Here is a 6,820-nt window from a genome sequence, read left to right on the forward strand (position 1 = left end):
GAGCGGCGAGCCCGAGTAGCGGATGTGCTGCGCCCCGCGAAACTGGGGGCCGTGCAGGTGACCGAGGGCGGCGTAGGAGAAATCCTTGAAATAGTCCGGTGAGACTTGGTCGGCCCCGCCGATGGAGAGTGGCCGTTCCGATTCGGACACCTCGCCGCCGGCCAGATAGCAGTGGGCGATCACCACGCAGGGGCGTGTTGGGCCGTTATCCTGCTTTATCTGCTCCAGCAGGTAGGCCATCGCCTCGTCGTGGCTGGAGACCTCAACGTCAAGCACATGGCGCACCGTGGCCGGGTCGGCGTAGGGGATCGGATAAAAGGCCACTTCGCCGGTATCCCCCTTGAGCACGATCGGTTGCGGCACGCTCCACAGCGGCCCGGCCACATGCAGACCGGCGCCGGCCAACTGCCGCGAGGCAAAGCCCAGCCGCTGCGGGCCGTCGTGGTTGCCGGCGAGCAGGATCAGGGGAACCTGCAGCTCGTTGCAGATGCGGTGGACGCAGTCGTCGAGCAACTCCACCGCCGTCGCCGGTGGGACCGAGCGGTCGTAGATATCGCCGGCGACCACCACCACATCGACCTTGCGCTCGCGGACGATGTCGATGATCTGCTCCAACGCCAGGCGCTGGTCGTCGAGCAGTGAAATGTTGTGAAACTGGCGGCCGAGATGCCAGTCGGAGGTGTGCAGGATGCGCATGGAGTTATCCTTGAAAAGGTCGTGCAAGAGGATAGCAGGGGTGCGTGGGGAGGGCAAAGAAAAATAAAATCCATGAATCATCAATTAAGTTCGTGTATAGTCCTGAAATAAGACAATAAAACATCCAATAATCGGTTTGAGTCCGCGTGTTGCATGGAGGGTTTCTGACGTGCTTGACCTGAGCAGTTTGCAAAAGGCGATTGGTTCTCTGGATTCGCTTCTCTTGCGGGTTCGGGATGACGCATTTATGGCCGGACTGGACGAGGTGCTGCAGAAGGGGCTGCGCGCCGGGGTTATTCAAAACTTCGAATTTACCTTCGAGCTCTGCTGGAAATTCATCCAGCGCTGGATACGACTCAACAGGTCGCCTGAAGACGCCGAGCCTCTGGTTCGCAAGGATCTGTTCCGGATGGCGGCCCGATACGGCCTGGTCTCCGATCCGACCCTGTGGTTCGACTATGCCGAAGCCCGCAATCTGACTTCGCATACCTACGATGAAAATCGGGCGCAGGAAGTCTACAACGTCGCGGTCGGCTTTATCGATGAGGCCAGGTATCTGCTGGCACAACTGGAAAAAACGAATGATTGATCTTGATAAAACATGTCTGGACGAAGTCCGCAGGATTCTTCGGGATCATGTGCCTGAATGTGAAGTTCGGGTTTTCGGATCAAGGGTCGATGGCACCGCCAGGCGCTATTCCGACCTGGACCTGGCCCTGGTTGATGCGAAAAAGCTCGATTCCAGGCGGCTGGCGCGATTGAAAGAAGCCTTTTCCCGTTCAAATCTGCCGATCCTGGTGGATGTTCTCGATTGGTCCGTGACCAGTCCCGAATTTCGCAAGGTGATTGAAAAACGGTACGAGGTGCTGCAGTAGACCCAGGGCAAATGGAAAGAAGCTAAGACAAAGCAGGGGAAGCGGATCGTGCGCTTCCCCTGCTTTTTTTACGTTGCGGACCAGGATTTCGGGGTCGGCTGCTGTTTCTGTGGACAAGGGAAAAACGGTGGCTCCGAGAGGGTTTCGGCGGCGCCGGCTTCGGCCCGGCAACTTGCGACCGGGGGCGTGCATGATATATTAAAGACGTGGTTTAGTTGTTTGGCGTCAGCCCGATCGGATCGATATGAACTGGAATTCCTGCCCAACTGGAGCTGATGCCATGTCCTGCCGTTTCGCTGCTCGTCCCCTGCCGCTCTGTTTTCTGCTGGTCCTGCTGCTATTATCACTCAGTGGTTGCGTCAGTCGCTTGAGCGACGGCATGGCTCGCTCGGTGCTGAACAATCCCGACCCCGATACGGTCAGGCTGGGGATCCCGGCCTACCTGCTGCTGCTCGACGGCCTGATCCAGGACGATCCCGACGACGAGGCGCTGCTCGTTTCCGCCAGCTCCCTGCATGCCCTCGGCAGCGCGCTAGAGCCGGAAGGGGCGCCCCACCGGCTGCGGCTGGCCGAACGGGCCTGGCAGTATGGTGTCCGCGCGGTCTGCGCCCGCGATGGAAATCGCTGCGGGAGCTGGGACAAGTCGTTCACCGAATTCACCGCCGGGCTCGGCACGCTGGAAAAAGCCGACGTGCCGGCCTACTACGCTTTCGGGGTCGGCTGGATGGCCCGTTTGCAGGCCGACGGCGAAAGATTCCAGGTGCTGGCCGAACTGTCCCGGGTCGAGGCGCTGTTCGCCCGCCTGGTGGAGCTGGACGAAGGTTTTCAGCAGGGCGGCCCGCAGCTCTACCTGGGGATCCTGCGCCTGCTGCGCCCCCCCTCTCTTGGGGGGGATCCGGAGCGTGGGCGGGCCCACCTGGAGCGGGTCATCGTGCTTTCGGCAGGGCGCAACCTGGAGGCCCGGGTCGAACTGGCCCGTCGCTACGCCCGCATGCTCTACGACCGCGAACTTCATGATCGGTTGCTTCGCGAGGTGCTGGCCGCCGACCCGGCGGCTGAAGGGCTGACCCTGTTCAACGTGCTGGCGCAGGAGGAGGCCCTCCGGCTGCTCGAGTCGGCTGACGACTATTTCCCGTAGGGGCGGACCGGTGTGCGCCCGTTCGCCTGAACCGTGAATCGCCTGATTTGGAGTGCCCTATGCGATACCTCCTGTTTATCCTTCTGTTGATCCTGTTTGGAGCTTTTCCCGCCTCGGCCGCCACCCTCAAGCTGGCCACCCTGGCCCCGGAAGGCTCGGCCTGGATGACGCAGATGCGCGAGGGGGCCGCCGAGATCAAAGAACGCACTTCCGGCCGGGTCGTGATCAAGCTCTATGGCGGCGGGGTCATGGGCAACGAAAAGAGCATGCTGCGCAAAATCCGTATCGGGCAGCTGCAGGGAGGCGCTTTTACCGGCGGCGGGCTGGCGGAAATCTACCCGGACCTGCGCATCTACAGCCTGCCGCTGCTGTTCAGCTCCCTGGCCGAGGTCGACCACGTCCGCGCCGAACTCGATCCGGTGCTCAAGGCCGGGCTTGAGCAGAACGGGTTTGTCAGTTTCGGGTTCGCCGAGGGGGGCTTTGCCCTGCTGATGGGCAACCATCCGATCACCCTGCTTGAACATCTGAAAAACCAGAAACTCTGGGTGCCCGAAGGGGACGGCGTAACCGCGGCGGTGATGCAGGAACTCGGCCTGTCGCCGATCACCCTGCCGATCAGCGACGTGCTGACCGGGCTGCAGACCGGCCTGGTGCACATCGTCGGTGTCTCGCCCATCGGCGCCCTGGCCTTTCAGTGGCACACCAAGGTCAAGTACATCACCAAAGCGCCGATGGCCTACCTGTTCGCCACCCTGGCCATCGATAAAGGCGCCTTCGACAAGCTGAGCGAGGCTGATCGGCAGCTGGTCCGCGAGGTGATGGAGCGGGTCTATCGCCGCTTCGATGCCGACAACCGGGCCGATGAGCAGGTTGCCATCGACGCCTTGCGCCGCGATGGGCTGACCTTCGTGTCCCCGCAACCGGGCGAGGTCGAGGCCATGCGCCAGCGGGCCGGCAAGGCCCTGGAACGGTTGAGCGCCGAGGGGGCTTTTTCGCCGCAGATGTATAACCGGGTGGGAGAACTGGTCCGCGCTTACCGGGCGCAGGCGCCGCCATGAGCCCGCTGCTGGATGCCCTCGATCGCTTCGGCCGCGCGCTGGAAAACCTGCTGCTCTGTGCCCTTCTGCTGACCATGGTGGGCCTGGCGGTCTGGCAGATTGTCGCCCGCAACCTGTTCGGGGGCGGGCTGCTCTGGGCCGACGAGTTTTTGAAAATCCTGCTGCTCTGGCTCGGCATGGTCGGCGCCGTGGCGGCCAGCCGTGAGCTGAAGCATATCCAGATCGATGTCCTGTCCCGATTACTCCCCGACCGCCTCAAGGCTCTATCGCAATTCGTCACCGGCCTTTTCACTGCCGTTGTCTGCGCCTTTGGCGCCTGGCACGCCGCCCGCTTCGTGCTGCTGGAGCGGGAGTTCGGCTCCACCGTCCTCGGCAATGCCCCGGCCTGGGTGTTTCAGGCCATCATCCCGGTCGCCTTCGGCCTGATTGCCTACCGCTACACCGTCGATTGCAGCCGTCGCCTGCTGGCCCTGCTGCGTGGGGAGACGCCATGCCCCTGATCGGCCTCGGCCTGCTCCTGCTGGCCCTCTTCGGAGCCCCCCTCTTTGCCATCATCGCCGCCAGCGCCTTGCTTGGCTACCGGCACGCCGAGATCGACCTGGCGGCTCTTGCGGTCGAGGTCTACCGGCTGGCCGAGATGCCGGTGCTGCTCGCCATCCCCCTTTTTACCCTGGCCGGCTACCTGCTCGGCGAGAGCGGCGCCCCCCGGCGGCTGGTCAACCTGAGTCGGGCCCTGTTCGGCTGGCTGCCCGGCAGTCTGGCCGCCGTCGCCCTGATCACCTGCGCCTTTTTTACCGCCTTTACCGGCGCCTCCGGGGTGACTATCATCGCCCTCGGCGCTCTGCTCTACCCGGCCCTGCAGCAGGCCGGCTACGACGAGCATTTCAACCTCGGCCTGATCACCACCTCGGGGAGCCTCGGCCTGCTCTTCGCCCCCTCGCTGCCGCTGATTCTCTACGGTATCGTCGCCCAGCAGACCGACGTCGGCAAGGCGGTCAGCATCGATCAACTCTTCATCGCCGGCATCCTTCCCGGCAGCCTGATGCTGGTGCTGCTGCTCGGCTACTGCCTCTGGCACAACCGCCACCGCGCGCGTCCGCAGCAGTCACAGCAGGTCGGCCCCGGTCGCGCCCTGCGCGAGGCCATCTGGGAGCTGCCGCTGCCGTTCATCGTGCTCGGCGGCATCTACAGCGGCACTTTCGCTGTCTCCGAGGCCGCCGCCGTCACCGCCCTCTACGTGCTGGTGGTCGAGGTCGGCATCCTGCGCGAAATCAAGCTGCGTCAGCTGCCGGTCATCATCCGCCAGTCGATGGTCATGGTCGGCGGCATCCTGATCATCCTCGGCGTTTCCCTCGCCTCGACCAACGTGCTGATCGACGCCGGGGTGCCGGAGCGGCTCTTTGTCTGGGTGCAGGAGCATGTCTCCAGCCGCCTGACCTTCCTGATCTGGCTCAATATCTTCCTGCTGCTGCTGGGCGCCCTGCTCGACATCTTCTCGGCCCTGGTGCTGGTGGTGCCGCTGATCCTGCCGGTGGCGGTCGGCTTCAACGTCGATCCGCTGCACCTGGGGATCATCTTTCTCGCCAACATGCAGATCGGCTATCTCACCCCGCCGATCGGTCTCAATCTCTTTATCGCCAGCTACCGCTTCGAACAGCCGATCCTCACCCTCTATCGCGCCACCCTGCCGTTTCTGCTCATCCTGCTGCTCTGTGTGCTGATCATCACCTACTGGCCCTGGCTCAGCCTCGGGCTGGTCGGCAGGTGAAGCGGGGGGTGAGTCGGTTGCTGGAGGGATTGCCCGAAGGCAACTTCGAATTATACTGTAGGGAGGGAGCGTTAGTTAACGACTGCAGCCAACTTAGGATGGAGGTGCGCTATGCCACGCGTTCAGGTGATGATTTCGGCAAGCTGGCTGAGGAAATTGGCCCTGGTAATCGTCCTGCTCCTGGCAGGAATGTTGGCCGGCTGCGCGGCGTCCCGTTCGCCGGTGACGGGAACCTTCGACGCTCCCGCCCAAAAGAACCTCGGTGCCCAGAGGGTGAGCGTGTTCTTCCATTTTCGGCATCTGACCCAGGAGCACGGCTTTGATACTATCCCGAAGCTCAAGGCCCAGGGGGTTAAGGACTTCGACAACCTGTTTCGGGACGCGCTCGGCGAGATCAGCAACATTTCCGGCTATGTCACCTTCACCGAATCGCCGACCGACGTCAACAATCCCCAGCGCCGCCAGGAACGCGAGACCTTCAGGCAGGACAACGAGTACACCCTGCAGGTCGATTTCTTCGAAGAATCCTCCTTCAAGCAGCAGTGCCTGAGCGCCACCATCAGCCTGTTGAGCCTGACCCTGATCCCGATGCCCTATACCTGGGATTACACCATCACCGCCAAGCTCTCCGACACATCCGGCAAGCCGGTTCGCAGCTACCAGCGAAAGGCCTCCCTCAATAACTGGGTGCAGGTCGTGCTGATGTTCGCCTACCCCTTTCATCCCCTCGAAGGGAAGCGCGAAGAGATCTACGCCGAGTCGCTCCATGACATCTTCCGGCAGATCGAGTCGGAGAAGGTGCTGAAGAAGTAGCGAGAGGGCAAATCGATGAAGATGGGATTTTATCCCTGCGCATAAGGAGCGTAAGACGGGTCGTGTCGGCACATTCCACCGACCGTCCCGGAAAAATCCGGGGCGGGCCCGATAACAGTGGCATTGATCGCTGCGCCGGCTACTTGATTGGTCCGGTGAAGAGCCAGTCGTTTTCCTCGCCGGCGGTATGGCAACCGATGCAGTCGGCGACCTTCCCCTCCGCGGCGATCTTGCCGTCGGGGGTGTATTTGAGCCAGAACCAGTCCCCCGCCTCCGGGTTGTAATCCTTGACTTTGTACATGACCGTCACCGCTGCCAGTTCTTTTTCGGCGGTATAGTTCTCCTTGACGATGAAGGCGGTGTCGGGGATCTCGCCCGCATGCCCCTCGATCGCGTAGAAGGCCAGCGGCGAAACGTAGGTGGTTAAATACGCTCCGTGCGGATGCTGGCCCGGGTAGAGATTCTCTTTGCC

9 protein-coding genes are annotated in these 6,820 nt (G+C 62.4%); 7 read left to right on the forward strand and 2 right to left on the reverse strand.

What is annotated here, in order from left to right; all coding sequences use genetic code 11:
• A partial coding sequence (locus ABYV89_RS13085; protein WP_432823390.1) for a metallophosphoesterase family protein occupies positions 1-696 on the reverse strand: 696 nt, incomplete at its 3' end.
• 169 nt (positions 697-865) lie between these two features.
• Between ABYV89_RS13085 and ABYV89_RS13090 the strand changes: the two genes are divergently transcribed.
• The 7 genes from ABYV89_RS13090 to ABYV89_RS13120 all read left to right on the forward strand — a co-directional run bounded on the left by ABYV89_RS13090 (position 866) and on the right by ABYV89_RS13120 (position 6,348).
• Positions 866-1,285: a nucleotidyltransferase substrate binding protein gene (locus ABYV89_RS13090; protein ID WP_432823391.1), complete on the forward strand. Its 420-nt coding sequence runs from the start codon at positions 866-868 to the stop codon at positions 1,283-1,285.
• Positions 1,278-1,571, forward strand: a complete 294-nt coding sequence (locus tag ABYV89_RS13095) for a nucleotidyltransferase family protein (protein ID WP_432823392.1) — start codon at positions 1,278-1,280, stop codon at positions 1,569-1,571. The genes ABYV89_RS13090 and ABYV89_RS13095 overlap by 8 nt, the downstream gene beginning before the upstream one ends.
• 280 nt (positions 1,572-1,851) lie before the next feature.
• Positions 1,852-2,709, forward strand: coding sequence for a TRAP transporter TatT component family protein (locus tag ABYV89_RS13100; RefSeq protein ID WP_432823393.1), 858 nt, complete (start codon positions 1,852-1,854; stop codon positions 2,707-2,709).
• A gap of 59 nt (positions 2,710-2,768) precedes the next feature.
• Entirely contained in the window at positions 2,769-3,767 is a 999-nt protein-coding gene (gene dctP / locus ABYV89_RS13105) for a TRAP transporter substrate-binding protein DctP (protein ID WP_432823394.1), read from the forward strand.
• Positions 3,764-4,267 (forward strand): TRAP transporter small permease, encoded by a 504-nt coding sequence (locus tag ABYV89_RS13110; protein WP_432823395.1) that lies wholly within the window; start codon positions 3,764-3,766, stop codon positions 4,265-4,267. The genes dctP and ABYV89_RS13110 overlap by 4 nt, the downstream gene beginning before the upstream one ends.
• Positions 4,258-5,535 carry a TRAP transporter large permease gene (locus ABYV89_RS13115; protein ID WP_432823396.1) on the forward strand — a complete coding sequence of 426 codons (1,278 nt, stop codon included), beginning with the start codon at positions 4,258-4,260 and terminating at the stop codon, positions 5,533-5,535. Before ABYV89_RS13110 ends, ABYV89_RS13115 begins: the two co-directional genes overlap by 10 nt.
• A gap of 111 nt (positions 5,536-5,646) precedes the next feature.
• Positions 5,647-6,348: a hypothetical protein gene (locus tag ABYV89_RS13120; RefSeq protein ID WP_432823397.1), complete on the forward strand. Its 702-nt coding sequence runs from the start codon at positions 5,647-5,649 to the stop codon at positions 6,346-6,348.
• A gap of 139 nt (positions 6,349-6,487) precedes the next feature.
• On the opposite strand, the gene ABYV89_RS13125 is transcribed toward ABYV89_RS13120, so the two are convergent.
• On the reverse strand, positions 6,488-6,820 hold a 333-nt coding region (locus tag ABYV89_RS13125), incomplete at its 5' end, for a cytochrome P460 family protein (RefSeq protein ID WP_432823398.1).

Source organism: Trichloromonas sp., from assembly GCF_041583255.1.
In the GTDB taxonomy this organism is placed as follows: domain Bacteria; phylum Desulfobacterota; class Desulfuromonadia; order Desulfuromonadales; family Trichloromonadaceae; genus Trichloromonas.